General features: G+C 60.5%; 23 protein-coding genes, 2 tRNA genes and 1 pseudogene. 10 read left to right on the top strand and 16 right to left on the bottom strand.

Going from position 1 to position 23,811, the window contains the following annotated elements:
• Positions 1 to 9 precede the first annotated feature (9 nt).
• Genes AC5RV1_RS15885 through AC5RV1_RS15875 form a run of 3 tightly spaced genes read right to left on the bottom strand, consistent with a single transcriptional unit; the run spans position 10 to position 3,408 of the window.
• A complete protein-coding gene (locus AC5RV1_RS15885) occupies positions 10 to 1,542 on the bottom strand; it encodes an APC family permease (protein WP_493995222.1) in 1,533 nt (510 codons plus the stop codon).
• A gap of 13 nt (positions 1,543 to 1,555) precedes the next feature.
• On the bottom strand, positions 1,556 to 2,767 hold the full coding sequence (locus tag AC5RV1_RS15880; protein WP_493995221.1) for a glutathionylspermidine synthase family protein: 1,212 nt from the start codon (positions 2,765 to 2,767) through the stop codon (positions 1,556 to 1,558).
• A gap of 2 nt (positions 2,768 to 2,769) precedes the next feature.
• Positions 2,770 to 3,408, bottom strand: coding sequence for a Tat pathway signal protein (locus tag AC5RV1_RS15875; RefSeq protein WP_493946849.1), 639 nt, complete (start codon positions 3,406 to 3,408; stop codon positions 2,770 to 2,772).
• 168 nt (positions 3,409 to 3,576) lie between these two features.
• Here AC5RV1_RS15875 and AC5RV1_RS15870 point away from each other — a divergent pair, with 168 nt between their 5' ends.
• The 4 genes from AC5RV1_RS15870 to AC5RV1_RS15855 all read left to right on the top strand — a co-directional run bounded on the left by AC5RV1_RS15870 (position 3,577) and on the right by AC5RV1_RS15855 (position 7,451).
• Entirely contained in the window at positions 3,577 to 4,233 is a 657-nt protein-coding gene (locus tag AC5RV1_RS15870) for an MOSC domain-containing protein (protein ID WP_493995220.1), read from the top strand.
• A gap of 406 nt (positions 4,234 to 4,639) precedes the next feature.
• Positions 4,640 to 6,832, top strand: coding sequence for a DEAD/DEAH box helicase (locus AC5RV1_RS15865; RefSeq protein ID WP_493995219.1), 2,193 nt, complete (start codon positions 4,640 to 4,642; stop codon positions 6,830 to 6,832).
• 412 nt (positions 6,833 to 7,244) lie between these two features.
• A tRNA-Thr gene (locus AC5RV1_RS15860) sits at positions 7,245 to 7,316 on the top strand.
• Between the two features lie 61 nt (positions 7,317 to 7,377).
• Positions 7,378 to 7,451, top strand: a tRNA-Met gene (locus tag AC5RV1_RS15855).
• A 988-nt stretch (positions 7,452 to 8,439) separates the two neighbouring features.
• Here AC5RV1_RS15855 and AC5RV1_RS15850 read toward each other — a convergent pair.
• The 8 genes from AC5RV1_RS15850 to AC5RV1_RS15815 all read right to left on the bottom strand — a co-directional run bounded on the left by AC5RV1_RS15850 (position 8,440) and on the right by AC5RV1_RS15815 (position 13,487).
• Entirely contained in the window at positions 8,440 to 8,946 is a 507-nt protein-coding gene (locus AC5RV1_RS15850; RefSeq protein ID WP_493995218.1) for a hypothetical protein, read from the bottom strand.
• A 308-nt stretch (positions 8,947 to 9,254) separates the two neighbouring features.
• Complete coding sequence (locus AC5RV1_RS15845) at positions 9,255 to 10,163, bottom strand: toll/interleukin-1 receptor domain-containing protein (protein ID WP_493995217.1); 909 nt, start codon at positions 10,161 to 10,163, stop codon at positions 9,255 to 9,257.
• 571 nt (positions 10,164 to 10,734) lie between these two features.
• Positions 10,735 to 11,037: a hypothetical protein gene (locus AC5RV1_RS15840; RefSeq protein ID WP_493995216.1), complete on the bottom strand. Its 303-nt coding sequence runs from the start codon at positions 11,035 to 11,037 to the stop codon at positions 10,735 to 10,737.
• A 159-nt stretch (positions 11,038 to 11,196) separates the two neighbouring features.
• Positions 11,197 to 11,631: a hypothetical protein gene (locus AC5RV1_RS15835; protein ID WP_493995215.1), complete on the bottom strand. Its 435-nt coding sequence runs from the start codon at positions 11,629 to 11,631 to the stop codon at positions 11,197 to 11,199.
• 143 nt (positions 11,632 to 11,774) lie between these two features.
• Positions 11,775 to 12,113 carry a hypothetical protein gene (locus AC5RV1_RS15830; protein WP_493995214.1) on the bottom strand — a complete coding sequence of 113 codons (339 nt, stop codon included), beginning with the start codon at positions 12,111 to 12,113 and terminating at the stop codon, positions 11,775 to 11,777.
• A 202-nt stretch (positions 12,114 to 12,315) separates the two neighbouring features.
• On the bottom strand, positions 12,316 to 12,900 hold the full coding sequence (locus AC5RV1_RS15825; RefSeq protein WP_493995213.1) for a hypothetical protein: 585 nt from the start codon (positions 12,898 to 12,900) through the stop codon (positions 12,316 to 12,318).
• 14 nt (positions 12,901 to 12,914) lie between these two features.
• Complete coding sequence (locus AC5RV1_RS15820) at positions 12,915 to 13,196, bottom strand: hypothetical protein (RefSeq protein WP_493995212.1); 282 nt, start codon at positions 13,194 to 13,196, stop codon at positions 12,915 to 12,917.
• A 3-nt stretch (positions 13,197 to 13,199) separates the two neighbouring features.
• Complete coding sequence (locus tag AC5RV1_RS15815) at positions 13,200 to 13,487, bottom strand: hypothetical protein (RefSeq protein WP_493995211.1); 288 nt, start codon at positions 13,485 to 13,487, stop codon at positions 13,200 to 13,202.
• Between the two features lie 735 nt (positions 13,488 to 14,222).
• On the opposite strand from AC5RV1_RS15815, the gene AC5RV1_RS15810 reads away from it, so the two are divergent.
• Positions 14,223 to 15,173: a uracil-DNA glycosylase gene (locus AC5RV1_RS15810; RefSeq protein ID WP_493995210.1), complete on the top strand. Its 951-nt coding sequence runs from the start codon at positions 14,223 to 14,225 to the stop codon at positions 15,171 to 15,173.
• 144 nt (positions 15,174 to 15,317) lie between these two features.
• Here the strand turns inward: AC5RV1_RS15810 and AC5RV1_RS15805 are convergent, their stop codons facing one another.
• Entirely contained in the window at positions 15,318 to 15,692 is a 375-nt protein-coding gene (locus tag AC5RV1_RS15805) for a transposase (RefSeq protein ID WP_493995209.1), read from the bottom strand.
• Between the two features lie 338 nt (positions 15,693 to 16,030).
• Between AC5RV1_RS15805 and AC5RV1_RS15800 the strand changes: the two genes are divergently transcribed.
• Both AC5RV1_RS15800 and AC5RV1_RS15795 read left to right on the top strand, forming a co-directional pair.
• Positions 16,031 to 16,915, top strand: coding sequence for a hypothetical protein (locus AC5RV1_RS15800; RefSeq protein ID WP_493995208.1), 885 nt, complete (start codon positions 16,031 to 16,033; stop codon positions 16,913 to 16,915).
• Positions 16,916 to 16,972: 57 nt separating this feature from the next.
• Positions 16,973 to 17,791 carry a hypothetical protein gene (locus AC5RV1_RS15795; RefSeq protein WP_493995207.1) on the top strand — a complete coding sequence of 273 codons (819 nt, stop codon included), beginning with the start codon at positions 16,973 to 16,975 and terminating at the stop codon, positions 17,789 to 17,791.
• 520 nt (positions 17,792 to 18,311) lie between these two features.
• Here the strand turns inward: AC5RV1_RS15795 and AC5RV1_RS15790 are convergent.
• Both AC5RV1_RS15790 and AC5RV1_RS15785 read right to left on the bottom strand, forming a co-directional pair.
• Complete coding sequence (locus AC5RV1_RS15790) at positions 18,312 to 18,800, bottom strand: hypothetical protein (RefSeq protein ID WP_493995206.1); 489 nt, start codon at positions 18,798 to 18,800, stop codon at positions 18,312 to 18,314.
• Complete coding sequence (locus tag AC5RV1_RS15785) at positions 18,801 to 19,094, bottom strand: hypothetical protein (RefSeq protein WP_493995205.1); 294 nt, start codon at positions 19,092 to 19,094, stop codon at positions 18,801 to 18,803.
• Positions 19,095 to 19,564: 470 nt separating this feature from the next.
• Here AC5RV1_RS15785 and AC5RV1_RS15780 point away from each other — a divergent pair, with 470 nt between their 5' ends.
• Positions 19,565 to 20,161 (top strand): recombinase family protein, encoded by a 597-nt coding sequence (locus AC5RV1_RS15780; RefSeq protein ID WP_493995204.1) that lies wholly within the window; start codon positions 19,565 to 19,567, stop codon positions 20,159 to 20,161.
• On the opposite strand, the gene AC5RV1_RS15775 is transcribed toward AC5RV1_RS15780, so the two are convergent.
• Positions 20,158 to 21,042, bottom strand: coding sequence for a hypothetical protein (locus tag AC5RV1_RS15775; protein ID WP_493995203.1), 885 nt, complete (start codon positions 21,040 to 21,042; stop codon positions 20,158 to 20,160). The genes AC5RV1_RS15780 and AC5RV1_RS15775 overlap by 4 nt on opposite strands.
• A 368-nt stretch (positions 21,043 to 21,410) precedes the next feature.
• Between AC5RV1_RS15775 and AC5RV1_RS15770 the strand changes: the two are divergent.
• Positions 21,411 to 21,646, top strand: a pseudogene (locus AC5RV1_RS15770) (DUF2382 domain-containing protein); the annotation flags it as partial.
• Between the two features lie 277 nt (positions 21,647 to 21,923).
• Positions 21,924 to 23,309, top strand: a complete 1,386-nt coding sequence (locus tag AC5RV1_RS15765; protein WP_493995202.1) for a hypothetical protein — start codon at positions 21,924 to 21,926, stop codon at positions 23,307 to 23,309.
• Positions 23,310 to 23,389: 80 nt separating this feature from the next.
• On the opposite strand, the gene AC5RV1_RS15760 is transcribed toward AC5RV1_RS15765, so the two are convergent.
• Entirely contained in the window at positions 23,390 to 23,500 is a 111-nt protein-coding gene (locus AC5RV1_RS15760) for a hypothetical protein (protein ID WP_493995201.1), read from the bottom strand.
• Positions 23,501 to 23,811 lie beyond the last annotated feature (311 nt).

Genomic DNA, 23,811 nt, shown 5'->3' with positions numbered 1-23,811 from the left:
CAGTCAGCGCTACTTGCTTGGGGAGGGGGTGCTGTTCTTGCTGGTGGCGGTTGCCTTGCCGGTGAAGTAGCTGCGGGTTGCGGGCAGGAACCGGCAGACGACGGCGAGCACCACTCCAAGTGCCAGCAGCACCACACCGCTGATGAACGCTCCGCCGACGCCGAAGATCTGGGTGTCACCATAGGCCGGGTCCCACATTTGCACGGCCGAGATAAAGAAAGCAGCCGTTAGGAGCAGCGCGCCCACCAGCGGCAGGATGCCGCGGAACCAGAGGTTGCGTGCCGACTGCCGCAAGGTATCCCGGAAGTACCAGAAGCAGGCGAAGCCGGTGAGGGCGTAGTAGAAGGCGATGAAGAGGCTGATGGCGCTAATGGAGTCTGACAGCAGGTTTTCGCTGAGGAAACTCATGGCAACGTAGTAGGCAATCGCTGCCGCCCCCATCACCTGTGTGGAGAAACCGGGGGTTTGGTTCTTCGGGTGCACCTCGCCGAATTTGGCCGGCAGGGCACCGTGCACTCCCATGGACAGGGTGCCGCGGGCGGTTGGCAGGATGGTGGTCTGGGTGGAGGAGAGCACCGAAGCGAGGACTGCGACGACGATCAGCCAGCCCCAGGGGCCGAGGACCACGTCCTTCATGGCCAGGAAGACGTCGTCCTGGTTGGCCTCGTTGCCCAGTCCGATGCCTTCTGTGCCCACAGTTGCGTACATCATCACCAGGAGCGCAACAGAGACGTAGATGGCCACCAGGATGAAGGCGGAGATCACCGCACCCCGGCCGGGGGTGGTGGAGGGGTTTTCGGTTTCCTCATTGACCGCGAGGCACGTGTCCCAGCCCCAGTAGATGAACAGCGCAAGCAGCGCGCCATGGACCACTGCGCCGGGATCGGCGAAGGCCCCGGAAGGGTTGAACCACTCAAAATCGAAAGGTTGCCCCTCCGGCGCGCCGCTGACAATCCGAATCACGATGGCCAGCGCAAAGATGCCCAGCGCGATGTACTGCACGTAGGTCAGTACCCGCTGGACGTGTTCGCCCAGCCGGATGCCCCGGTAATTCACCAGCGTCATCACGGCGATGAACAGCACACCCGTGGCGGTAACTATTACCTTGTTTTCGGCCAGCGAGCCGTCACCTACCAGAAGCCACAAGTACTGGCCCGCCACCTGGGCGAGATTGGCCAGGACCACGATGCCGGCGAGCGCAACACCCCAGCCGCCCAGCCAGCCGGCCCACGGTCCAAAGGCCCGCCGGGACCATGTGAAGGTGGTGCCGCAGTCCGGGATGGCGCTGTTGAGTTCGCGGAATGCGTAGGCGATGAACAGGACGGGGATAAAGCCGAGCAGCAGGATCAGGGGAGTGTAGTTTCCGTTGACCGCAACGATAAGGCCCAGCGTGGCGGCCAGCGAATACACCGGCGCCGTCGAAGCCAGGCCCAGCATGACCGAGTCGCCAAGGTCCAGGATGCCAGCGCGGAGCCCCTTGGACGGAACGGAGGTGCCGGGCCCGGCGCCCGGTCCTCCCGCCGTCGTGGTTTCCGTGCTCATGGTGTCACCGGGCTCATAGTGCGATACCTGCTTTGCTGGAGTGGGCCGCGGCCGAGAGCGGGGCCGGGGCATCGATGGTGTTGGGCACGAACCTGCAGAAGTAGTCGGTGATGGGGCCGTCCGATTCGCGGATCCCGCAGCCCACGGACTCACCGTCCACTACCCAGAGGCCAAGGACGGGATGGTTGCCGTCGAAATCCGGCAGCGGATGGTACTGCTGGTAGCACCATCCCTCGCGGCCGTATCCGCCGGGTTGTTCCAGGCTGATGTCCTGGGCGTGGATCTTGATGTTGTCGCCTTCGCGGCCATGCAGGGGTTTGGCCACCCATTCCTTGAGCGGCCCGGGTTCGTTCAGGTACGCCGGCAGCAGGTTGGAATGCCCAGGGAACAGGTGCCACAGTGCCGCGAGGAGCGCCTTGTTGGAGAGCAGCATCTTCCAGGCTGGTTCAACCCAGCGGGGATTGTGGGCGCGTTCCAGCAGCCGGGGCCCGAAGGGTTCCTTCATCATCAGCTCCCACGGGTACAGCTTGAACATGGTGCTGATCATGAAGTTGTCCAGGTCCACAAAGCGGTTCAGGTTGGGGTCCCAGCCGATATCGGACATGTTGATGCCGATGGTGGTCCATCCCGCCTGGCTGGCCACGTCGCGCATGTAGGCGGCGGTCATCCAGTCCTCGCCGGACTCCTCGACCTCGGAGTGCGCCACGTGCAGGGTGCTCATCCCGGTGCGGAACTGCATCTTCTTCCACTGCCGGATCAGCGCTTCATGGATGCCGTTCCACTGGTCCTTCTCCGGGAAGACGTCCTGCAGCCAGAACCATTGGGCCACGGCGGCCTCGATCAGGCCGGTGGGGGTGTCCGCGTTGTACTCGAGCATCTTGGCAGGCCCGCCCTGCCCGTCGTAGATGAAGTCGAACCGTCCGTAAACATCGGGATCGCCGGCCTGCAATGAGTCCGCAGCCAGCTCGAGGGCCTGCGGGCCGATGCCAATGTCCCCCATGGCGCCGGTGGCCAGGAACCGGGCGGCCTCCAGGCACATCTTGTGCATATCCTCGGCCGTTCCCTCGAGGGTCTCCACCTCGTCCAGGGTGAACTCGTAGTAGGCGGCTTCATTCCAGTATTCGATCCTGCGGCCGTCCGGCATGGTGGTGGTGGAGAACACCAGGCCCTGTTCTTCAATTTTCTGCTTCCACCCGGGCCTGGGCTCGATCAACTTCCGCTTCACGCCTAACCCCCCGAGACTTTGCCGCCGCCACCGCTGGTGCCGCTTTTGGCGCTGGTGCCGAAGCCGCCCCGGCTGACGGTGCCGCCCTTGGTGCTGTAGCCCGTGGAGGCTTTCGCGCCGCTGGGCACGGTCCGCGTGTAGCTGGGGGCGGTTGAGCGGTTCTGCCCGATGGCGGGCACGTACGCCCCGCGTGAGAAGAAGTACCAGGCGTAGATGCCGCCGCCCCTGCCGGCAGAGCTGTCACAGCTGGTGTCCTCCACGCGCTCGCCGGTTTCGTCATTGAAACAGACCTGCGCGTACTCCGGCTCGTCCTGGTTGCTGGCAACCACCGCGGTGATGGTGCCGGCCAGCAGGGCAGTCACGCCCAGGCCCACCACGACGGTGCGCCGCTGGGAGCGCTTCTTCCGGGCCGCCCCCTCGGCCTGCTGCTTCTCCCGGTCACGGGCAAAGGGGTCTACCGGCGTGACTGGTTCGTTCAGGAGTTCCGGGCGCAGTTCCGGTTTGGGTACCTGCCACGGGGGAGGCTTGGGGGCGTCCGGCGCCGGGGTGCCGTCCGGTGCGGCAGCGGAGCTGCCCGCCGCGCCGGCCTGCCGGCCGTCGCCCCTTGCTGGATCGTGCTCCGGGTCCTTGTTCGGGTCCACGGCGTCCCCCTCAGTTCTCCACGTGAATTGGGCACAGCGCTGCACCCCCAATTGCAATCCTCAAATCAGCGTAGTCCCTGCAGCCTGCTGCTGCGAGCAGGAAAGCCGGGAGAACTCCCCATGGCGGGGTAGCCGCCACGGGCAGCACCGGAAACCTACACTGGTCCCATGGAAACCGCTTCTGTGCTTGCCGTGTGCCGTGTCCACCAGCTCGTTCCGGATGCTTCCAGCGTGGGCGTGACTGCCATCGACAAGCGTGCGGTGGAGGGGCCGGTGAAGGTGCACAAGCTGGGCCTGCAGGGCGACATCCAGGCGAACCGGGTCCACCACGGCGGGCCGGACCAGGCCCTTTACGCCTACTCGCAGGCGGACGCCGACTTCTGGGCCGCAGGGCTCCAGCGCGACCTGCCGCCGGGAATTTTCGGCGAGAACCTGCGCGTGGCCGGGATAGACGCCACGGGGGCGGTGATCGGCGAACGCTGGCAGATCGGCCTCGACGTGGAAGTGGAGGTTACGTCCCCGCGTACACCCTGCGCCACGTTCCAGCGACGGTTGGGTGAGCCGCAGTTCGTCAAACGCTTCAACGGTGAGGGCAGGGTGGGCGCCTACCTCCGGGTGATCCGCGTTGGCACCATTCGGGCAGGGGACCATATCCACCGAACGTACATCCCCAGGCATGGGATTACTGTGGGCAAGTGGTTCAGTGAACCGGACCTGGAGTCGATGGAAGCACTGCGTGGCGCCGACGCCCACGGCGAGATCCGGCTGCAGCAGCCTGAGTTCAAGCAGAAGTTCGCGGCGCTGGAGCGGCAGTTGGGCCGGTAACAACCTACGCGGGTGGCTGGCAGGGGAGCCATGTGGGCAAGCTCACCGCCGCCGTCGTGCTCCCAATTACCGCTGGGGCCGGTGCGTGCCCTACACTTGAAATATCCCCCACTCCGGAAATCCCTTATTCCTGCCCAATTTTTGAGGCAGGACTGGCAAGTGTTGGGGCCCGCACAAGCGATGCGGGCATTTTCATAGGGAGAGCCGGCTAAAGAAAACGCTGTACAGACTGCTGGGATAGCAGCCAAGAGATGCAGCGGGAAGTCCTGCCACGGGATTGCGAAAGCGCCGGACTTCTATGTGACCGGCCGGTCAACGTTTGCCCGGCACCCACGGCACACGTACTGCGGCTCCGCTCACCTCGGGTAGTGCCGCCTGGCCCCCTATGGATGAGGAATTCTTCCCTATGCCCGAAAATCACAACGACTCCACCTTCGAAGCGGCAACCGCCGAAACCGCCGCCGTCGAATTCACCGAGGCCGCTGTCCCCGCAGCAGAGCCCGCCCCCGCAGCCGAAGCTTCCCTCGAAGCACCGGCCGCCCCCGCAGCCGAAGCTTCCCTCGAAGCACCGGCCGCCCCCGCAGCCGAAGCTTCCCTCGAAGTACTGGCCGCCCCCGCAGCACACGCTGAGCAAGCTCCCGCAGCCAACGCTGAGGATGAAGAAGGCATCAAGTTCGCCGACCTCGGCATCGATGGCCGTGTGCTGGCCGCCCTGCAGGACGTCGGCTACGAAAAGCCGTCCCCCATCCAGGCAGCCACCATCCCGCTGCTGCTGGAAGGCCGCGACGTTGTTGGCCTCGCCCAGACCGGCACCGGTAAGACTGCAGCATTCGCAGTACCGGCACTGTCCCGCCTGGCCGAACTCCACGACCTCAACGGCCCGTCCCGCAAGACCCAGGCCCTGGTGCTGGCCCCCACCCGCGAGCTCGCGCTGCAGGTGGCGGAGGCCTTCACTTCCTACGCCAAGCACATTGACGACTTCACCGTCCTGCCCGTCTACGGCGGTTCCGCCTACGGTCCGCAGCTCGCCGGCCTCCGCCGCGGTGCCCAGGTTGTTGTGGGTACCCCGGGCCGCGTGATCGACCATATCTCCAAGGGTTCCCTGGACCTGTCCGAACTCCAGTACTTGGTGCTGGACGAGGCTGACGAGATGCTGCGCATGGGCTTCGCTGAAGACGTCGAGCAGATCTTCCAGCAGACCCCGTCGGACCGCCAGGTGGCCCTGTTCTCGGCCACCATGCCGAGCCAGATCCGCCGCATGTCCAAGCAGTACCTGAACAACCCGGCCGAGATTTCCGTCAAGTCCAAGACCACCACCGGTGCCAACACGCGCCAGCGGTACCTGCAGGTCATGGGCCCGCACAAGCTCGACGCCATGACCCGCATCCTCGAGGTGGAAGAGTTCGACGGCGTTATCGCCTTCGTGCGCACCAAAATGGCCACCGAGGACCTGGCTGACAAGCTGAAGTCCCGCGGTTTCCAGGCTGCTGCCATCAACGGCGACATTCCCCAGCAGCAGCGTGAGCGCACTGTCGACGCGCTGAAGGAAGGCCGCATCGACATCCTCGTTGCTACCGACGTCGCCGCCCGTGGCCTTGACGTGGAGCGCATCAGCCACGTCATCAACTACGACATCCCGCACGACACCGAGTCCTACGTCCACCGCATCGGCCGCACCGGCCGCGCAGGCCGCTCCGGCGACGCCATCCTCTTTATGACGCCGCGGGAGAAGTACCTGCTGCGTTCCATCGAGAAGGCAACCCGCCAGCCGGTGGAGCAGATGCACCTGCCCACCGCGGAAACCGTGAACACGCTTCGCCTGGGCAAGTTCGCCGAGAAGATCACCGAGACGCTTGCGTCCGAGGATGTCTCCGCGTTCCGCGACCTCATCGCCTCCTACGAGGAAGAGCACAACGTTCCGGCTGCGGAAATCGCTGCGGCCCTCGCCGTTATGGCGCAGGGCGGGCAGCCGCTGCTGGTCAAGGAACTGCCTGCAGCTCCCGAGTTCCAGAAGCGCGAGCGCTCCAAGGACGGCTTCGGCTCCCGCGGGCCCACCCGCACGCTCACCGAGGGCAATGCCACGTACCGGATCGCCGTGGGACGCCGCCAGCGCGTTATGCCCGGCTCCATTGTGGGCGCCATCGCCAACGAGGGCGGCATCTCCTCGGCCCAGATCGGCGGCATCGATATCCGTTCGGACCACTCCCTGGTGGAGCTGCCGGCGGACCTCAGCCCCGAGCAGCTGCGTGCCCTGTCCCGCACCCGGATCGGTGGCGAGCTGATCCACCTCGAGCTGGACAACGGCCGCAAGCCCTCCGGCGAACGTGGTGCCTACCAGGGCAACCGCAGCGGCGACCGTGGCGGTAACTTCAAGGGCAACGGCGGGTTCAAGAAGGAGTTCCGCAAGAACGACGGCGAGCGTTCCTCCGCGGACCGCGGCGGCCGCTCGTACAGCGAGCGTTCCTTCAGTGCTGACAGCGGTGCCACCCGCGGCCAGGCCAGCGATTCCCGCTTCGCCGGCCACGGCGACGGCTCCCGCAAGCCCCGCCACGGCAACGAGGGCGGACAGCGCGACTTCAACCGCAAGGGCAAGTGGTAACTAGTCAGCTCGTCTGACAGGTTCCCCCGGTGGGCCGGCTTTCGAGCCGGCCCACCGGCGTTTAAAAGCCTTTTACGGACGACGGCGGAGGGCGGCACCGTGTCGTCCGGCACTTCCAGCACGCCCAAGCCTGTGAGTTTTGTGCAGGTATGCGGACTTCGACGGCGTCAAAGCCTGCATATCTGGACAAAAATTCATGGGAAGTGTGGGGATCAACACATCCTTGTTCCTGGCCCTTCGGGAAAGGTGCGAAGCCGAGAATACTTGAGGAGTGAGATGGCCCCATTTCCGTTGATTTTCCGGCATTTTCCGGCCGTCGGAGGGCTGTTTGGGCAACTGTTTCGGCCCTTCCTGAACTGCCCGGACGCCGATTTGTTGGTGGTGGAATCTTCCGGTAGAGTATTTACTCGTTGCCCCCCTAGCTCAGTGGTAGAGCGCGTTCTTGGTAAGAACGAGGTCACCGGATCGATTCCGGTGGGGGGCTCTGAATGAGGGCCTGTGTCAAGGCGGTTTTGACCGGCTTGACACAGGTTTTTCTCATTCGTGGCGGTGTAGCTCAGTTGGTTAGAGCGCACGACTCATAATCGTGAGGTCGGGAGATCGAGCCTCCCCACCGCTACAGGCTCAGCCCCCGGAATCCCCAAGATTCCGGGGGTTTTTCTCTTGGGAGATACGAGGCTACTTGAAGAGTCCTCTCTTGGATTCCCTGAGAAACCACTACATTCTCTGCGGGGTGGCTGTTAAATGGCTGCTCCTGGCACCGCCCGTGCTGTCGATGCTGCTCACAGGCCCCCACTGCAGCCGCTGAGGCTCCCAACTGCCTGACGCCGACCGAATCCCCGGGTTGGCAGTGAAGGGGCCTCTGGCGGGCATAGAGCGGTCACAAGACATCGTGGTGCTCTCGCTGATTCGACTCCTGCTGGTGTCACTAGTGTCGACCAGCAACGGCTCGGAGTGGACCTTTCGTCTGAAAATCGAAAGGTCGCCGGATCGACGCCGGTCGGAGCCACCAGCTAGAACCTCGTAGTTCCCAGTGTTTACAAGGGGAACGGCGGGGTTCTTTCGTTGTCTCGCCAGTCGGGCAGTTTTGCATAAATCAGCTTCGATGAGCTTGGTTTTGGTACGGGCCCTTGGTATTCCCTTGGTAGGAACAAATCTCGTCTTCGATGGGCTTTCTGGCACTTTGGCCGTCAGGGATCCCATCGAACATCCAAAAGCGTGCCGTGCACCTGGTAGACATGGACGCCCGTGGCGGCCCTCCGACGTCGAACAACGCCACGGCCGCATCGTGCGCCAAGGCAACCTAAACCCCGAGTTCCGTATTTCCCAGGTCGTCACGAAGCAATCCTTCGACTCCTTCCTGTGGCAAGGCTGGAACGTAAATCCCGGTTCATCAACCAGATCATGCGCGCCGCCTCGACGTCCACGAAATCGAAGACATCGGGACAACACCCTGAACTTCGCCCAAGCCAAAGCCATCATCAGCGGCAACCCACTGGTAGCGGACTAGGCTGCGGCGGACCAGGAACTGGCCCGCCGCAGCCGCCTCGACCGGGCCTACAACCGCAACATGGTCGCTGTAGCCCGCACCAAAACGCGGCGAACAATCAGCAGCCGATGCAGCAACCGGCGACCTGCCCCTGATCCAAGCAGCCGCAGCGCGGACCCTGGACACCACCGCCGATGCCTTCAAAGCCACCATCGACGGCAAAACCGTCGACAACCGCGGAGACGCCGCCGAAGCGATCCGGGCATGGTCCGGAAAACACGGTCACCGGCCCATGAATCTCTACGGCTAGGACGAGCTCGGGATTATCGCCCATCTTGGTGGCCACGAACTCCGCGCGAAGCTCGTCCCTGCCCGGGACCTCGACCGGGCCACCACGGAAGTGCGCATCGAACGAGTACCCAAGGCCACAACCCAGGTTGCCCGCAGGAGCATGCTGTCCGCTGAAATCGGCACTATTCGGCAATTCGAAAACAGGTTTTCTTCCCTGCCACGGCTCGCCGCCGAGGTCGAAGCACGACGCCAGGAAGTTCTCTCCCGCGTCGAGCAGGCAGAGAAGGGACTGGCGGAACCGTTCAAGAATGCCGAAGCGCTCAAAGCCGCCCAAGCTAACTCAGCCCGCATCGACCGACTCATGACCGACGCAGCAAAACCGGAGGAACAAGCAGAGCCCGAACCTCCCACTGGAATCGACCCATTGGCTGGAAAAGATGCAACGACTGATGAGCGTTGCATCCCCTCAGCAGCCCGCCACCAAAACCAATGCAGGCATCGCCACCTCAACCCAGCAGCGGGCAAACGCACAAGGTCGTCAGCAGGAATCTGACTACGGGCGCTGACCCATGTGGCGGATGTAGGAAAGCCCTGCACAGCCTGGATGCTGTGCAGGGCCACGGAACCCGAACAGGGATTCAGCTAGACGTATTCCTGTTCGAAGTCTGCATCCGCGTCTGCATTTGGGGGCCCGAAAAAGTACGGGTCGATAATTAGCAAATCGATTCCGTCACCCGAAAAGTGCCTCGTAAAGGCTTCTTGGACGGAACGTGAAACTTCATCCGTTTCTGGGATCTTGATATGCAATGCATACAGGTCTTGGCCTGCTACTTCAAACTTTCCGACGTTTTCTTCACCGCCAACAAGGCTTGCTACATCTTTGCGGAACTCCGCCCTCCGGGCTTTCTCGCGTGCGCCGGCAAGGAATGCACTGGTTCCCAGATTGACCTTCAGTTGAGCGATGTCAGCTGCAACTTCTTCCAATAGTTGCAGCTGTGGGTCCTTGACCTTGGCGTCTTTGGCTTTCGAGATCAACTCTTTGTTTAGCTTTTCAATCTCGGGCCACAGCTCGACGAAGCGGTCATGAACATGCTTTTCGGACGGCGCTGACCCATAGCCGTTCTTTGCTTTGTAATCGTTCAGCGCCCTGCGCAGAGACAGTAGGACTTCGAGGAACCCGGCGGCTTCGCTACCGTTTCGCCACTGCTTCCCGCTGAAGGTGCTAGGGAGTTGGCCAGTCTTAAGATCGCCAAGGAGAAGAATCGGCACTATTCGGGGCTCTCCATTCTTGGTCGGCCGCCTCAAAGCTCCCAGCTCATACTGTAACCAAGGTTCTTCCTTGTTCGTTTCCGTGACCAGCACGATGGCGAAGTCACACTCATTCAGCGCAGCTTCGATACTAGGGATGCTGTCTTCTCCGGCGCGAATGGCATTGCTTAGAAAAATGTCAAGGTGGCCCGGAAAAATCTGCTCGAGGACTGATTCCTCTCCCTTGCCTAGACGCTGAGCCATAGCTAAGCTATCTTTCGACCAGCTGATAAATACCTTCAAGATTCCCCCAGTGCTCGGTTTTTTGTTTCCTTACTAATGATGAAGCATGACGGGCCAGAAGGTTACCAGGCAAGATAAAATCAAAGTCCTACCCCAGTAGTATCAAGGCGATACCACTGCGACGTGTCGTCCAGCTGGTTGGCCCGCCGCAGTTCGCGGTAAATGATGGCGCGTGTGAAGTTGAACAGTTCGGCGAGTTCTGTCAGGGGGTGGGCTCCGGCGGCTGGACAGCAAGCAAGTGTCGGCGTTTAGCCCGTCTGAGCTTGGGCTGCATTCCATGAATTTTTCCTTCGGTGGCGGCACGGCCGTAGATGCCGTTCATCAGAAGTTCCAGATCATCCGGACAACGGCCCAGAGTCCGAGGAGAACCAGGATGGCGCCGAGGATTTTTCCTCCGCCGGCAGATGACATCCGGTCGTTGATTTCCTTCTTGTCCTTGGCGGTGGCAGCCAGGACACGGTCTTTGAAATTACGTTCGCTCTTACCCGGGTAACCACATAAGCAACGCTGCCAGGGGTGTGTTGGGGGGGCGACAGTTACGAGAGTAGGTGGCGCCGGGTGGCAGGCGGAGTTAGCGGTTGATGACCACGTAATTGGAGGTGGGCACTCGAAGTGCTGAGCCGCTTTTGCAGTCAAAGAGGACGTACTTGCTGGAGTCCCCTCCCAGAAGCAAAAGCTCGCGTTCAGGAAATTCCGGGATTGAGGTATTGGCATCGACCAGCTCGACCGGCCGGCCAGGGTCGAAGCCGTAAGGGATAACAATCTCCCGGCAACGGGACACAGCAACATCTGCGCTGAGCGCGGCCGCCCAAGGGAGTACCACCACCATGATGACGAGCGACCAGGCCACGAACGACCATGTGAGATACCGCAATGACCCACGTACCAATGTTCTAAAGCCTGCGCGCGTCGCCGGCCACGGCCATCGGCGACTTAGTCGACGCCTCTCGCGGTTCTCTGCGAGGCTTAGTTCCTCTTTGCGGCTCAGCTCTCGGAGCCGGGAAACGACGGCCAGTGCACCATCAACTAACAGTTAGTACCGTGGTCTATCGGCGAATGCTTCTCTGAAGCTCCGAACTTCGTGGGCAAATTCGGCATCCGTGAAAAGCGCGATCTGTTCCGGACTTTTAAACCCTTGCCGATCTGGCTGCACGAGCCTCTGTGAATCCTTGCCGTCACTCTCAAATATCAGGGGGATGGTGAAGCCAAACATCACCGAAATTGTACTGAGCATGACAGCGAGACCCGCTACCACCGCCACCAGTGCGGATTGTTGCGCGAGGAGCTGCACATAACCAAGCCCTACCTCTTCAGGTGTGGTGCCGAGCCTTCCGTAAAAGACGGCGAACGGAAAGCGCAGCGCAACGTACAGCAAGACACCGATTGCTCCGAATGAGGCGAAAATCTCGGCGCGCAACAAACTACTGCGCTTGACCTTAGCCGTCTCCGCTTCCTGGACGGAGGACATCCCAATCCCGATCCCCTCGATATTGGTTCGACGGCTAGGCAAGCGACGTCGATGGTGCCGTAGGCCGCGGCGGCGGTGTGGATGCTCCGGTTCTCCCGACATGGCAGAAGTATGGACCGGCCAGCTCAAGAACGGTTAGCGACTCACCATTCGATGCGAAACCGCTTGGGAAGTTTCGCGTCGCCGCCGTTGCCGATCACGGCACCGAGCTGCCGGCCCTTGACCAGGTGTGTTTTGGCCGGCGCCGTGGGCGGGACCTCGATGCTGGCCCGATCCATGGGGGATCCGATCATCGCGGTGTGATCACCCTTTCGCATCCAGTGCGGGGTCGCTGCGAGCAGCTTGGAGTTCTCCAGGACCGCTGTCGCGTCGAAGGAATGCCACGGGGTGAAGTCGTATCCATTGAGCATGCCCCGCCTTGCCCAGCGCTCCGGACCAGTCGCGTCTTTGATGGCGAAGTCGGCCTCGAGGTTCAGGAACAATTTCGCTAAGTAGGTGCCTAATGCCGGGGAACCATTTTGCCCAGTGGGCGATGCCGATCCTGGCGGCCGGTGAGTCCTGGCCGCGGCCGGGGAATTCCTTGAGGACCTAGGCGACCGTCTTGTAGATCGCGTTCCGCGGCTCGGAGCCGGCGTGCCGGGGCATTAAGCCTGGAGCCGTATTCAGCCACCCCGGACACGCCGATCAGGGGAGCTGGCCGCGTCTCAGAAGTGCGCGGCCGGCAAACAACGTCGAATGTATCTCTTGAGCAGTAGTGGGAACTGAGCCTTCGCTTCTCCGCCGGACGATGCTGATGAATGCTCCATCGAATTTTCCGTCGATTTTCACCCCGGAGACCAGGAAGGGCTTCAGTTCCTCGGGCTGGGGTGGGATGTCTACCAAGATGAGTTCTGAACCAGGACCGCTTGCAACTGCGTCTATTCGAAGGTCTCGAACCAGCGGAAACAGCCGCTTTTTCAGCGCTCGGTGATACGTGTGGACAATGCCGGCCCTCACGGGCATCGGGTTCAGTTTGCGGATCTGCTCCTCTACCGCTGTCTTCTTTGTCGTCATGCCGACCACGACGATTCCACCGTCTTCGCTGTTGCAGAAGGGTGAAACGGCTTGGGCAAGTGAGACCTGGCCATTGGGCGTCTCAAGCTCGTAGTGCTGGCTCTTTGCCTCAAGCCAGTGCCCTTCCGGCTGACCGATCAGCACATCAGCACGTCCTGCCCGCACCAGGTTTCCAGCCCTCTCCCGGGTTAGATCTCCGCCGGCAAGCGCCTGCATCAGATCCAACATGTCTAGGCCGGCTTTATTTTGACCTCAGTGGCGATGAATGCCCCACATATAGCGCTCAACTTTCCGCCCTCGATGCGGTTGAGCAGGTAGTCCGGCGGGAAGTTTTTCACGAGCCTGCGCTCGAGTCGGTCCCCGTCGATGGTCTTCGCGGCAAAGAGCCTGGTCGTGTCCAGAGCCCGGAAGGAATCGACCGAGAGGACCGACTGGTGCTTGTGGCCCCACAGGAGCCGGTCGAACTGCTTATTGGCGGTCCAGTGCCTGCGGATGCTTGCCCTGATATCCACGGCCTAGCCGATATAGGCCTGCCGGTACCTGTCCAGCACCATCACGTAGGCGCCTTCCTCCCAGTCGAGAGTCTTCAGGTCGGTCACCTCCCGCAGTTGTTTGTTCTTGGTCAGCGTCGCGGCCAGGGCAGCCTCGAAGGCCTTGGGCCGGAGCGTCGCAAAAAGGGCCATGTTCAGGTCGAAGTTCTCCAGCGCGTCATCGCGCTGCTGCCGGCAGAAGTCATCTGAAAGGACCGTATGCCCCTCGTCCTCGTAGGCCCATGCCTGTGAGGCCCAAAATGCCTCGCCCACGAACTCACGCGGCCGAACCGCCGGCGGCTTTCGGTTAGGAATGGCGTACATCTCACGGGTCAGCTGGTGACCGAACTTGCTTTGCCGCAGACGTTCGCCGAAGTGCTCAATAACCGGCGGGGGTCAGACTTCTGAGTACGGCGCATCTGACGCAAGGGCGTCCACTCATCAACCGGCATTCCCCCCGTATACATACCCGAAGTCTAGGCGTCGGTCGAAACGCCCTGCAGTTGGTTTCCTCCGCAGACCCACTTGCGACGTCCGGCACTGACCGGCACGGGTGACCCCTAAGGCGGTCCGTGAACAGTAATCCTTGAATCTGGTAACACCCCTCGGGTCAGTCCGCCGCGGTGAAGTTCTTCCATGCCGAAAATTACCTGAGAATGGCCGTCGCATACTTGCCCCAATCTTCTTTAAGTAGAAGTCTCAAAGTTCTTGCAAACGAAGGATTCCAAGAAAGCATCGAATCGAGAACGTGGGGGTCCAATCACTCAGCCGCGCCCTGTGATTTGCAGCGAAGAAGGGTTCTGGCACAAATTTCGTGAACGGTGATGGATCGTCGCTGCGGGCGGGTTCCTGCGCCTGGACAAGGCGCTGGTGAAGCAGGTGCGCCCTATGGACGGGCCGACCGCGACACTCGAAACAGGCGCTTCGGCTCCTAGTTGTTTGACCTCGGTATGATCGACCATTGGCCCGGTGATGTCCGCGCGCCAATGTCTTCAGAAAGGCGCACACATGGAGAGTGCTCGCGGGTGTCTTGGCGGCGCAGCAATGCTGATTTTCGGCGCGACAGTGCTCATCGGCTGGGTGATGATGGTGATACTTCCTGTCCTCGCCGGGGAGCCCCCGCTCGGGGACATCGGTATCCTCGTCGCCTGGACTGTCGGCTCGCTCATCGTGTGGCGAGTTGCCGGCGGCTCAGGATGGGGGCTCGCTCCGGAGCCTAACGCCACCCAACCGACCGTTACGAGCGCTGAGGCGGCGCCCCGTTCAGTCACCAGTGGGTCGCTTCTGCCCGGCGACTGGTCGGGCGCTTTGGCAAGGAAGGGGCTGGGGAACTCCGAACTGCAAGAGATCCTGACGCGCGCATACGCCACGTGGCAGCCCGGCGAGATACTGCCCGACCGTCGACGGGTTTTCCGCGCCTTTGAGCTCACCCCCCTCCATAGCGTCAAAGTCGTCGTACTCGGGCAGGACCCATACCCCACACGAGGCCAGGCTGACGGACTCGCGTTCTCGGTGCAACCCGGGACGTCGGCTCCCTACTCGCTCGCCCGAGTCTTCAGCAACCTCGAATCCGACAACGCCGCGTCCTTCACCCGCCCGAGCGGTGGCGACCTAACGCAGTGGGCTCAGCGTGGGGTCCTTCTCCTGAATGCTGCGCTCACCGTGCGAGAGGATGCACCAGGCTCACACAGCGACTATTGGAGAGGCTTCACACGAGGCGTGTTGGAGGTCGTCAATGAGAAGATCGATCCGGTGGTCATCCTCCTCTGGGGCGACGACGCCATTGCGCTGGCAGACACAGTCCGGATCAACGAAAGCAAACATCGCGTCATTCGGTCAACGCACCCGCGGCGCGAGGAGAGCACTCGATACCCTCGCTTCGCCGACACGCGACCGTTCTCAGAGGCGAACCAGTTCCTGCGTTCGCGCGGGCGCGACGAGGTGGACTGGGCCCTATAGCTGGGCCGAGTGCATCCAACGCCTCGCGTGGATGCTCGATCGCCCCTCGGAGGTGCACCCTCCCTCCACGCTCCCACCGGATCTTGTGCCATTAAATGCGCAAAAACGGGCTCTTCCAATTTCGTGAATCGGCTGTAGTTGTGGTCAGGAGAGCAGGACTATTTGCCTGAGGAGCTGGAATCCGGCGCGGCCGAACATCTGGCGTTTGAGCATCTTGATCCGGTTGATGTGCCCTTCAACGACGCCGGAGCTGTAGAGCAGGGTCAGCCCGGCGGTCACGGCGTCCCGGTCGCGGTCGATGCCGTTGGCGAAGACGTGCAGGCCCGGCAGGGTATCGATGTAGATCCTGCCCAGCCAGTCGCGGAGCCGGTTGCCGCGCAGGTTGATGAGGATGTCGGCGAAGCCGCGGACATGCCCGGTGGCGGACTCCAGCTCCGGGCAGCGGGCCAGCACGGCCTCGAGCCTGGCCCGGTTGTCCACGCTCAGGGCCTCGGGATCGGACATAATCCAGCCGGTCACCTCCCGCACTGTCGGAGGCACAGGCGCCGGTGTGGGGACGATTCCGGCGGCGTGGAGCACGCGCAGGTAGGCCGATACCGTGCCGTAGCTGCCCCGGTAACCCCTTGCGGTGATCTGCCGGTGCAGCTCGGCGGTGCTGGCCGGGCCCTCCCTCAGCCGCTGGTGCAGGTAGGGCTTGTAGGCATCAAGGATCGGTTACTGAGACAGCCCTGACCGGCCGTGGACGGGGGGAGTGGTTCCGCTGTGAAATGCAGCGATGGATGGCGGCGTTTTGGGTAAAGGTCGCGTCACTCTAAGCTCTCGAAGAGTGCTTGATGTCCAGGCCAAGAGGGAGCAACATGACGACAGCAACAGGTGTGAAGTACGAGACGAGATCCGTCAAGACGGTTCGCGGCCTGGAGGCCAGGACTAGAGCCAAATTAGAAAAAGAGGGCTGGGAGTTCGTCTCTCAGGAACAGGGGACAGTGCGCTCGGAGTTGACCTTCCGGCGTCCGAAACCAGAGACTCCGTGGAAATTGCTCGGGGCGGGTGGCGGCCTGCTCGCACTTCTCGTCGTCGGATCGCTCATTGCCAGTGCATTCGGGGGAGAGGGTAGCTCAAACAGCAGTGCTGAGGCGCTTCCGTCGCCGACCCCGTCCTTAGTCGTAGAAACCCAAGCCCAGACCGCTCCGATTAAAGCAACGACAACATCAGCCGAGCCCCCGACTCCTGCTCCTGGGGTCACAGCTATTGAACCACAAGCCAAAGTTGAAGACACGACTTGCAACATCGATGAGAACTTCGGCAAATGCTTTTATGGGCAAACTGCGATATATGAAGATTCTCGACGTAGTGGGGATTATGTTTTGCTCGAGATCACGGTGCAAGAACCTCAAGAATTCGAGCCTGGGAAGGACGCGGACTTCGCTATCAAGACGCTTGGGGGTACACAAGAGAAAGGTGCTGACAACCTTTACTTCGATGTCACCATCAAGAATTTGTCCGAAGAGGCCATCTTGGGACGTAGTGACGTCCAGTTAGTCGCCAACAGTGCTATGGATGGCGACTTTGATGTCCGTTCCGTTCAGGATGACGTAGTGGAACCCTACTGGGATGCAAAACTTGAACCAGGACAAAGCTCAACTTTGAGAAGTGGCTGGAATTTCAACGACGCTTCTGAACCTACCTTTGAAGTCCGCATTGATGGACTCGGTGGAAAGAGCGTCACTTTTTCACACAAGTAGCAGCCAAGACGCTTCATCGAAAAAAGTTACAATCCAACCTTCCGAGGGGCTAAGGCCATGCTGATCAAACCTGTATCGCTGCGCGAGGACCCGCACCTATTGGACACCCCGGTGGCCTACATTCGCAGATCCGATGTCCATCTGCTCACCGCTAGGCGGAACGCTTGGCACAGCACGACGCTCAAGCATTACAGCACCAGCGCGCCTGCGTTCACTACAGTGACGTCGGCATGCGAATCAGCTGAGCTGCGGAGGAAACCTGGGACCTACTTTGTGATTGACGAAAAGCCGTCGTTGGTCTTCGATCTTGCCGGGCTTAGCCTGGCTGTAATCCATCTCAATACGACTCCGCGGTTCGGCGCCTGGAAAATTCCTGCGGCAATGACCGACCGTGTTTCTCCGATTACCGGACTTGAGGTCATCAACATGTTTGCCGGCAGCCGACACAAGGCAACAACGTCAGGTTGGCGGGATTCCGGTAGAGAGCAAGACGTCATCCTGGGAATCGTGAAAAGCGCCGCATTAGAGACTTCCGATGGTCGTGGACAGGTTCAGTTGAGGCGCTCTGCGATTCAGCCCGGTGGACGGATGACTTTCAGCATTAAGCAAAGGACTGACGCGAATGCTGAGCAATTGGAACGCATAATCCAAGAGCTGGGTCACCTGACGCATCAGAAATATCCCATACACGGTATCTACCAGTGGGGCGGCGAGTACTTCTGCGAAAAGGACACCAAGAAGCTCTATGACACAGAACCCCAGCGCCTGAGCGCCTATGGATTTCCGGTTAGGCTCACCGAAGCCCCCGAACCTTCCACGTTTTGCTCAGTTTGCTTCCGCTGGTTCAACGGCGCATCCCCCGAGGGCGTCGGGTGACCTCCTGCTGCGAGACACCCGATGTTGCCTATACCGCCCGGCCCTGGCCCTTCTACATAACGATGGATTTCAAGAGCAGGTTGATCTGAGAATCGTGGTGTTCGCACCGAGCCGGTGTTTTGAACTGTGACGATAATTGGTGGCGTTCTGTTGTCGCTTGAATGTCGCACCGGCGGTGCCACATGACGGCCCGTTCCTTCTGCCACCATCATTGCAATCGTCGCACGACGAGCAGCGTGGACGACTAAACCTATACTGCTCCATGTTTCTGGTGGCAATCGTCCGGTCTCATTGCTGCCTCCGGTTCGACTCCATGCACGTGCCCTACACCGTTATGTCGGTGATCGTCGCTTTTGTGGCGGCACTTAGTCTTTACCGGGTCGCGGCGCAAACGCGCGATACTACGGGTCTCTTCTCGTTGCTATCGCGGAGTTCGTGCGCGAGGTGGATTCGCAATCTGGCCATGAGGCGCCTGCCCAGACAGGTAGACGTTGGCTCGCGAAATTGCGACGCAAGACGCCTAACGATCAGCGCCCTTGAGGGGAACCATCATCTCGCCTTTGTGCTTCGGACATTCTGGCCTTCGGGTTCCTCGAAGCTTCACCGCCTTATCCCGCGGACAGACCCAGACGTACTCGCCCTTCTGGGCACCGGGTACACGGCGGTCGTTGGTAGGAAGGATAGGAAGGATATCCACGACGAAGATGCCTCCCTCCCGTGCAAAACGCTCCTCGAAGCCTTGATTTATTAGCTCATCCGGGGACATCTCCCGGTATAGGGCACGCCAGCCGCCTGCCACGAAATACTTGTATCCCTGTTCACCGAGGGGTCCTTTCACCAAGGGCTGGCCATCCAGCGACCCTGCTGCAAGACTCTGCAGTCCGGCACTCAGCGGCCTCTTCGCCGACTCTTCAAGGTTGGCGAAATTACCTTCAGCGACGCTGCTGAGCATCACCGGTCGTCGACGCCCGTTAGCAATTGAGGCGCCTGGCACTCGTCGGTCGTTCATTTAGATCACGTCCTCGATCTCGGCCAATCGTTCAGTCTTTACTTCGATCTCAGCCTCGATGATCTCTGGGAGCCTGGCAAGGTTGAACTCAGCTCCGGTCAGGCCCACCTTCTGACCGCCCTCCAGGCGTGGGGCCATCACTCCGGCGACACACAAGAAGATCCCCCCAACAAGGAAGCCGCCAGCGAGAGCTTCCGAGCGTTCAAGGAGGAGGCCAGCCCCAGCCACCAGAAGACAGAGGACGCCGAGCACAGCGAGGAAGGGGTTGGGAGGCTCACCTCTATGCTTTCCCATGTAACCCTCCTCGGTACGAGTTCACCCGATCGCGCCAAGACTATGCTATGCCGAGCACAGTTGAAGGACTTTCGCGCCACCCGCTCTTGTGCAGATCCGGACGGTGGCAAGAGGACCTCGACAGGTCATACCTCTCTGCCTAGCGGCTTAAGTTAGCTCACGTACAGCGCTCAGCTTTCCGCCCTCAATGCGGTTGAGGAGGTAGTCCGGCGGGTGGTCCTCCGGTCCTGCTCCGAGGTTGGATCAGGGGCCTAATGCCTGATTAACGATTCTCGAAAACGAAGGATTCCGAGAAAGCGTCGAATCGAGAATCCCGGGGCCGATCGTCCATCGAAGTGGCGCGAGTCCTGCCGCGGAAAATTGGCGCAATGAAGAAAAAGCGGCGGCCCAGCCCCGGTTCTCACAAATGGTTCTCGAATCGGTACAGGCGAACTAAGACACCGAACCGAGTTTTGAGAAGAGAACGCCGCATGGTCACGCACCGCATCGGCTACGCCCGGGTTTCCACCCGGGACCAAAACCTGGAGCTTCAGTGCGACGCCCTGCAGAAGACCGGATGCGACAAAATCTATAAAGACATGTCAGCGGCACCAAGCCCCAACGCCCGGGCCTCGACCAGGCGCTGGACAACCTGCGCGAAGGTGACACCTTGGTGGTGGAAACTGGACCGCCTGGGCTGGAGCGTGAAGGACCTCCTGGACGTCGCCGGCGGGCTGAACGACCGCGGCGTAGGGTTCGTCAGCCTCACCGATGTGATCGACACCACGACGGCCTCCGGAGGCTTCTTTTTCAATGTTGTGGCTTCCCTGGCCCAGATGGAACGGGAACTCATGGTCGAACGTACGCAGGCCGGACTGCAGGCCGCACGCGAACAAGGACGGGTCGGCGGCCGCAAACGCATCATGACGGATGCCAAGATCCGTTCAGCCCGAAAGCTCCTCAACCAGGGAACACCACCCAGGGAGGTCGCCGACACCCTAGGGGTCTCTGTGCCCACCCTCTACCGATGGATCCCGGCAGCAGCCGTGGCCGAGGCACCAAAGAGAAACGCTCTTGACTTTGGCTAGTTCCAAGGACCCAGCACGGGCAGCTGGATCAGCGCAGTAAAGGCGTCGGACACGTCTGCGCCCGCTCGCTTTGGCAACGCCATGCATTCACCGACTGAAAATCTTTGTGAGCCAAACGCCAGCGTCAGGCGGCCACTGTCAAGGCGCTTTTGTACACTCAGAAGGATCTGCTCCTGGATAGACACGCGATCAAAAAGGCGGGCTCGGGCCGTGATCCGTTCATCGTTGACTGAAAACTTGACGACGAGAAAGAGATCGACAGGTCGAGGTACCCACCGAGGCTGCGCGATAAAGTCCTCCAACTCGTAAGTGCCCGGCTCGACAAAATAAGACCAGTGAAGCGCATCATGTCCGTCATCGGGGACATCGAGCCAATCCAGCCGCATCTTTACCTGGCAACCGAAGGCTTCATGCTGCGTTGCCAAGAGGTGATGGAAGGTCGGGGGCGCGTCGCGCTGAAACTGCCGCCAATATCCGCTCAACAGCCCATTTTTGGGTACGAAAAGATCGACATCGCTAATTCGTCCGTACCCTCTCCTATTTTTAATGGGCTTCTCCCGCCAAGCACTTACTTCTTTTAGCTCAACGCCCCCTCCAGCAGCCGTTTTATGTAGAACCGCTTGGTGGTAATCGCCATGTGTCGGCTCCCACTCAGCCGTGCGAGCCTCAGCAAACAGCAAGCCCGCCAACGTTTCAGTCAGCCCGCCTGTCCAAGAGGCATTGCTGGCCATGTGGAAGTGGTTTCCCTCACCGTCTTGGTACCGGACGCGCATTCGCTTGCCAATTTCGAGATGTAAGAGCAAAGCCTCAGCTGGACTCATGGTGCCGGAGATGAAACTTTGCGCAGCTACTACTGCAGGCTGAGATGGCATATCGGTCATGTGGCGAGCCTACCTGGCACATCCAATGAAGGACGTTATGTCTCTTGCGGTGAATACTCAGGAATAGGTCAGATATGACCTTTTAAGAGGGTGTCTGACTTCCACGGTAGGGTCGCACCCAGGTCCTCGCAACCTCACGAATTCCGGTCAGCGATGCTAATCCTGGCATATCCTTTGCTCCCCAAACCTTTGCCCGATAGCTCATCAAAGGCCACTATCCCTGTTGTTGAGAAAGCCCAGGTGAGACATATTGCTGAGACGGCAATGGCTCCCTGAACCGCCGGGAAGGCGGACGCCACGGAAATCATGACGAGTGCTCAGCCCGTCGTAATAACGGATCCATAGATGAGGCAGCGAAGTGAGCATCAGTGAGCGCTGCGGAGGTTCGCCTCGAACGCGAAACCATCACCGAAGAGAACCGCGGCGCCGGCCATGCCCGGTCCCGACATCAGCGCGGTAGAGCACGAATTCATCCTCCACGAGGAATGCCCCGTCGTGGAAAAGGAAAACCGTCCCCGACGAACGAGTCCGCCTGGATAAGGAAACCGTGACCGACGAACGCACAGTCGGCGAGGAAGTCCGCAAGGAGAACATCAAACTCGACGACGGACGACCGCACCAACCGCTAAGGCCAAGGCAACGGACCGGATACCTTCCGTTCATTGATGTTGCCTGTGGTCCGCTCCCTTCCATGCAAAAGCTGATTAGTGGTCTTCCCGCAACGGCTCACTACCGTGCCCCCGCCGGGGCTGCCGCGGCGACCCAGCCGCGGCAGCCCGGACAACCCCGCCAACGGGACGCCGACCACGGAGTTGAACTGGCTAAGGCGGGATATGCCCCAGCATTACCGCTGCATCTAGTTTAATACTAAGGACAATGCGGTGCTGAGCATGGAGCGCGAAGCTGGAGGACCCACCTTGGAGAATGAAGCGGAGTCTCTTCTGGCTCGCAGCGCTACTAAGCAGACAGGCAGCGATGACGTTGACAAGAAGCGTCAATTGGATGCCCTGAAGACTGAAGCAGTTCGGATCAGGGACAAAACAAAATCGCTAAAGGCCGAAATTGCCATGGACAAAGGACACCGCGTAAGGAGCGAGCTCCGGGGGATCCTTGAAATCCTTGGTAAGGAGTGGATAAGTATCGTTGTGAGCATCGCTCTGGGAGCCGTCCTCATTTTATCCGCAGCCGTTATATTTAGCATCGGCGACCAAACCATGAAGGCCTTCGTCATTCAGCAAACTGAGCAACGGGTGCAGTCATACTTAGGCAGGCTTTTTGTGAGCCCAGCAGTGGGAGGTGTCGCAGCTCTCTCCGCAGCCGCGATTACCGCCGCTGTCATCTTCGCGCAATTGCGGCACACGAAAGAAAAGGATCATCAAGAAAACTGGTGGGAAAGATACGAGTGGATTACAGAACGGGCTTTCCCCTCCAAAGCCGAAAATAAGGGTAACGCCATTTCGGAAGAGTTTGCCATGGTTCTCCTGCGGCAATTGGAAGTCGAGGCAGTGTCTGACCTTCAAAAAAAGGCGTGTTCAAACTTTATGTCGCTCGTAATTCGGGAACTGTCCGACGAACCTGAAGATACGTCAGTTGATGAGCAGGTTGCGGTGCAGGTGCAGGTTCCCTCGGATGAGCAGGTTGCGGTGCAGGTGCAGGTTCCCTCGGATGAGCAGGTTGCGGTGCAGGTGCAGGTTCCCTCGGATGAGCAGGTTGAGGTGCAGGTGCAGGTTCCGAACAATGAGCCGGTTGATTTGGACGCGCAAGTTCCCACCAATGTGTCGGAAAAGGATACCGGGAAGGCGCCAGTTCGCACCGCACGGGACGCAGGTCTGCGATGGGGCACTAGAGAAAGTCAGCGTCTTTTTGAAGCGGCACTTGAATATGTGGAAACTACCGAAGGAACTTCTAGCAGTTCAAGAGACGCTGAGGTTTATGTTCTAAAACAGCAAATTGCGGATGCCCTGCATGAAAGAGGAGTGGACTTTCGCAAGGTCATAAGCCCTAGTGACCAGATCACGGTGCGACGTCTTAGCGGCAAAATTAACGTCATCGCGTTACCCCGCGACCCGGTGGAAGCTAAGAAGCGTATCTCTATGCTCCGGCGGACGGGGCGTCCCGTACTAGCAATATCTTCTTCTAGGCAGTTGAAGCGAGGGTTTGAAGAAAATGTCTTGGTTGCAGACTGGAACCCCGACATGGGTTCCGGAAAGCTGGTGAGGATGATTGACAGTTTTGTAGGCGAACTGAAGAAAAAAGGGCTGATGTAAACACTCACCCTTCGCGGTGCGTCATGAATTCAGGACACCGGTGTTTACGATCCAAAGGTGCGCTCGGAGCAATAAGTGCCTCATTGGTTTTCAGGCGGAGTGCCGTTGGGCTCGCGGTACACCGTGGTCCGGGATACGCGAAACAGCTTCGCGAATACAGCTTGCGTGTGCTCCCCGGCGTCGTGCAGCATCAGGAGCTGCTTGCGCTGGGTCTTGGATAATTTGGGCTGTTTGCCTTTCAGCCGCCCTTTGCCTGGCCTACCGCTATTCCGTCACGGGTGCGCATCCGGGTCAGGTCGGCCTTAAACTCGGCAACCATCTCTGATTGTTCGTTCAGACGCGGGCGTAGCCTATCTTCGTCTCAGTCATAGGGAACATAGTTGCAGTGATCCCCCCATCATCGTGCATGTCACAGTGCGGGTTTTACGTACACGGCCCTCGGCCAGTAACTACGTGGAACGAACCGTCAGGCTCCGTCGGCGCGGTGATTGACCGGCTTACG

It is taken from the genome of Arthrobacter sp. Hb9-2 (assembly GCF_059091165.1).
The sequence above is the reverse complement of the archived record's forward strand: the minus strand, read 5'-3'. Positions and strand labels throughout refer to the sequence as shown.

Excerpts from the sequence above, each read along its gene's own strand:
- AC5RV1_RS15885 (WP_493995222.1), bottom strand. The coding sequence starts at position 1,542 with ATGAGCACGGAAACCACGACGGCGGGAGGACCGGGCGCCGGGCCCGGC.
- AC5RV1_RS15870 (WP_493995220.1), top strand. The coding sequence starts at position 3,577 with ATGGAAACCGCTTCTGTGCTTGCCGTGTGCCGTGTCCACCAGCTCGTT.
- AC5RV1_RS15865 (WP_493995219.1), top strand. The coding sequence starts at position 4,640 with ATGCCCGAAAATCACAACGACTCCACCTTCGAAGCGGCAACCGCCGAA.
- AC5RV1_RS15835 (WP_493995215.1), bottom strand. The coding sequence starts at position 11,631 with ATGTCCTCCGTCCAGGAAGCGGAGACGGCTAAGGTCAAGCGCAGTAGT.
- AC5RV1_RS15825 (WP_493995213.1), bottom strand. The coding sequence starts at position 12,900 with ATGCAGGCGCTTGCCGGCGGAGATCTAACCCGGGAGAGGGCTGGAAAC.
- AC5RV1_RS15810 (WP_493995210.1), top strand. The coding sequence starts at position 14,223 with ATGGAGAGTGCTCGCGGGTGTCTTGGCGGCGCAGCAATGCTGATTTTC.
- AC5RV1_RS15800 (WP_493995208.1), top strand. The coding sequence starts at position 16,031 with ATGACGACAGCAACAGGTGTGAAGTACGAGACGAGATCCGTCAAGACG.
- AC5RV1_RS15795 (WP_493995207.1), top strand. The coding sequence starts at position 16,973 with ATGCTGATCAAACCTGTATCGCTGCGCGAGGACCCGCACCTATTGGAC.
- AC5RV1_RS15790 (WP_493995206.1), bottom strand. The coding sequence starts at position 18,800 with ATGAACGACCGACGAGTGCCAGGCGCCTCAATTGCTAACGGGCGTCGA.
- AC5RV1_RS15785 (WP_493995205.1), bottom strand. The coding sequence starts at position 19,094 with ATGGGAAAGCATAGAGGTGAGCCTCCCAACCCCTTCCTCGCTGTGCTC.
- AC5RV1_RS15780 (WP_493995204.1), top strand. The coding sequence starts at position 19,565 with ATGGTCACGCACCGCATCGGCTACGCCCGGGTTTCCACCCGGGACCAA.
- AC5RV1_RS15775 (WP_493995203.1), bottom strand. The coding sequence starts at position 21,042 with ATGACCGATATGCCATCTCAGCCTGCAGTAGTAGCTGCGCAAAGTTTC.
- AC5RV1_RS15760 (WP_493995201.1), bottom strand. The coding sequence starts at position 23,500 with ATGCTGCACGACGCCGGGGAGCACACGCAAGCTGTATTCGCGAAGCTG.